Below are 3,746 nucleotides of genomic sequence, written 5' to 3' on the forward strand. Positions count from 1 at the left end.
CTCAGCGAGGCCTGGAACCCGACTTGGGTCAAACTGGCTTGAGCAAGATCATATTGACACGCTGACCAGCAAGTTTGTGATGGGGAGTGCGGACTTTTCGGCACTAAGCGGGTAGCAGCGGGGGTAGATTGTGACAAACTCTCCAAATGTTGTTCATCGGCACGAAACAGCGGTATCACGAGTGTTCTCTCGAACATAAATCAGAGGATTTGAGCCGGATGGCCCTTTGCAGTGAACCTCCACTCGGTTATTGATCTGCAAAATCAATCAGCCTTTACGTTCTGAGAGTCGCAGGCAATGAAAACCGGGACGTCGGCACTAAATTGACCCAACTCGGGTGGAAGATCTTCCTCGGGCAGGAAGTGTCTGTGCACAGGAAGCGTGGGACACGCACGTGCAGGCGGGTGGGGAACCCGACGACGGGTAGATCCACCAGAGTCCGGACCACGTGATCGCGCTTCTTCCCGGGCTGGGAGCAGTCGGGGCAGATGTTGTTCACGGCCACCGGGGTGGCGTCGATGATGGTGATGTTTCCGGCGTCGGCGGCACCGGTGATCGTCAGTCCGATTTCGGCGGTCCGGCAGATGGTGTCGGCGACGAGGTTGTAAGTCAGGCTGCACAGTAGGGTCCTGGTTCGGTCAGATGATGGTGTGGTAACTCTCATCTTGTACCGGCCAGGACCCCTACATGTTGTGCCACCCCGAACCCCACCTCGTGGTCAGCTACGCACTCCGAAACGCGAAGAGCCTGCAAAAGCCCCGTTGCTAGGAACTCGACGCTGCCTAACGAACTCGGATGGAATCGCTGCTACCGAACTCTTGGCGAAGTCGGGACATCCCTTCCAGAGACCACCGTCGGGTAGTTAAGGAGATCTTTACTGTTACTGCGTTGGAATTCCCTAGTGGGCTTGTCCGGGGAGTTTGGTCTCTAGTAGAAAACATCACAGCTCACGAGTGTTTTAATATCGTTTGGCTCTTGGAGCGGCCTCCGCCAGTCGCTACTGATCGGTAATGTCCCTACCTACATATCAATCATGGTTGTTGACTCAGACTTTCCTTTCCGTACAGCATCATTGTGTAGTGTCCTTGATGGCCGGTGACTTCGAAGACTCGGCGAAAGACTTTCAGGTAGTGGTCAAGCGAAGGCTTGCCCGGAGAGTAGTGGACATCCTCGAAGATCGCATGGGACCCTTCGTTGATCCAGTTGAACAGCGAATTAAGAATTGGCCGTTCGTGGGGGTCCAGCCTTGACGCCATTTCCTCTTCCCAGATTCCCCCGCCGAGAATGCGGAAGTAGCTTTCAAGAATCCTTCGGAGAATATTCTCTAAACCGACAACGCTCGTGGATTCCCCCGCGATTGCGCGGCGGATCTCGCCCCAGAGTCGTTCATACTCTGTTGAGATGGGATTATTTCGATGCAGTTCGATCGAACTCGGGCTATGCAGGCTTTTGTTGATCACGTAATATGCCCGACCTTGCGAAGTGTCATTGAAACGAACTTGGGTCACTTCTTTGTGGAAGTAGACGTTATGCGTGAGTACAACGACCTGTCGTAAGTTTCCTTTGTGGTCCTGCGTACGTTCCAGCAATTCGCGAACGAGCGCGCTGACGACGAAAAGGACGTCACTATCCAGACTTGAGATGGGATCGTCAATTACTGCGAGGACATTGTTCGATGCGCTGCTGCTGGTTTGACCATCGAGGAGATGGTAATAATAGAGAAAAGCGATGAAAGTTCGTTCGCCTTCGCTCAAGGTATTTTCGTGAGCTTCCCCTGTGTCGCGGAATAGCATATAGCCGTGTTCTAGCTCTGTGGATTCAACAATCTTGAATGAGGTGAATCCTGATCGTTCCAGTAACACGTTAATTCGGTCGATAACTGGGCGAGTGGAGACCACGGACTGCTGCAGTTTTCGAATCTCGTCATCCAGGTCTTTGAGTGCTTTTTGGGCCTCCGCTACTTTCGCTGCGGTGGTGTCCACTCCTTTCTGGAGGCCCTGAGAGCGCCTCTTGTAAGGAGGGAGTTCTTCGCCCAGGACTACTTCAGCGAGGTATCTCCGGCACTTGATTTGTAGTTTCGGACGTTCTTCACGCTGCGAGCGAATAAGGGCGTTGTGAGTGCGAATTTCTTTATTGGCCTGCTCGATCGTCTCGTTTATCTCGTCTATTGTGCCGTCCATATTTGAAAATTCGCCGATCATCGAGGGAGTGCGTTCTTTCGCGTCGAGGGTTGCCTCGTTTGCGCTGATGATTTCAATCAGTGTGGCGAAGGCCGCGCTGTAGCGAGCTTCATCCAACACGAGTTTGGCGGTGTCGTCGATAGAGTCTTTATGGCCGCGCACTGCCTTTGACCAATCCTGGAAGTCGGCGGAGAGATCGTGAATCTTCTCTACTTCTAACGTGTAGTGGTCGTCAAACATCGACGCAAGATCCGCAGCGAGAGTTGCAGGAGTTAGTTGCTGGCAGAACGGGCACTTTCCATTGGAATGCCCAAGATACGAACGCCCCTTGGAAACCCAGTCGCTATTTCCCAGCTTTTCGACAAGCTCGCTTAGAGTTACGTCGGAACTTCCGACAATTTTTTTGCCCAAGAGGTCAAATCCCGCGTAATTGCTGGGGTCGAATTTTGGAATAGATGCGATTTCATTGCGGGTGGTGGCTTGGGAATCAAAAACCGCTGCCGCCTCGCTCAGTAATGACGAGAGTTCAAGTGGAGGGTCACCATCTTGGGGGCTGGGAAACTGTTCCAGCAGTTGGACGAGCTTCTTCTTATCGTTTCCAATACCGCCTACGCCTGTGAAGGCTGGGGATAATTCCGGGTGATCGGTAGTGAGCGACTTATATCCTTTCCAGGCAAGCTCGCGGAAAGACTCAGCTTCTTGTTCCTGGCGGTTTAGTGCAGTTTCATGGCTTGAGCGCGCTCTATCCAACTTGTCCTTCGCCTTGTCCTGCGCTCCATCTGGTTTCCGAATTTCTTCGAGGCGGGTTTCAGCTTGCACACTGTTTTCGCCGACCACGAATACTCCCGGAATCCTCGATGACTCGTGCAGTACGCGGTCAACGAAGTCCCTGTTGTAGACCTTCACGTCCATCGACAGGCCATCATCCCACTGTGGACTCAGGTGGATCCGTTCGTGACCGGCGAACGCACGACTGATCGTAGTTTTTCCTGATCCATTGGGTCCAAAGGTGAAGTTGACACGATTAAATCCGGCAATCGTTAGGGGAGTGGGGCCGAAGCAGGCACCCCCCGTAATCGTGACCTGTTCCAGCATCAGCGCCGCTCCTGCTGCGTCCTGCGCTGTCGGCTAAGAATGAGGCGTCTTAGAGTCTGTTGCGGGGGCGTTCGCCGGTGGCCGGGAAAAAAGAACATCGCTGCCAAACTTCAGATCTCCTAGGCTGCTACGGAGCGCTTATTTCTACAAAGTCAGTAGTAGATTTTATTTTCCGCCCCTGGGGTTTATGCGTAAGTATAAGCCTTACCGTGTTTTTACTAACTTAGTTAGGGGTTTAGATAGTATTCGATGAAACTTTCGGGAATTGTTTAAGGGGGGTCCTTGTGAAGGAAGGGCCGGGGACAGTAAAAAAGTTTTCATAGTAAAGGCAATTTGCCAAATTTTCCGTCACTTTATGGCCCCAGGGGGCCGTTCACGTAACGTAGTTAAAGTAACGCGTTAAGTGACAATTTTCGTGGACGTGAATGTGACTCGCAGCTTCGTTTGGCGGCTTTTTAGCAACTTCAGATG

1 protein-coding gene and 1 pseudogene are annotated in these 3,746 nt (G+C 52.5%); both read right to left on the reverse strand.

Features of this window, described 5'->3' with window-relative positions; all coding sequences use genetic code 11:
- Window positions 1-331: 331 nt before the first annotated feature.
- Window positions 332-664, reverse strand: a pseudogene (locus EAH68_RS14575) (transposase family protein); the annotation flags it as partial.
- 367 nt (window positions 665-1,031) lie between these two features.
- Window positions 1,032-3,275 (reverse strand): AAA family ATPase, encoded by a 2,244-nt coding sequence (locus tag EAH68_RS14580; RefSeq protein ID WP_126122054.1) that lies wholly within the window; start codon window positions 3,273-3,275, stop codon window positions 1,032-1,034.
- Between the last annotated feature and the right edge of the window lie 471 nt (window positions 3,276-3,746).

Origin of the sequence: Corynebacterium hylobatis (assembly GCF_003955685.1) — a bacterium.
GTDB classification, from domain to species: domain Bacteria; phylum Actinomycetota; class Actinomycetes; order Mycobacteriales; family Mycobacteriaceae; genus Corynebacterium; species Corynebacterium hylobatis.

What these genes read in the sequence shown, in the direction of transcription:
- EAH68_RS14580 (WP_126122054.1), bottom strand. Translation starts at nt 3,275, where the DNA reads ATGCTGGAACAGGTCACGATTACGGGGGGTGCCTGCTTCGGCCCCACT.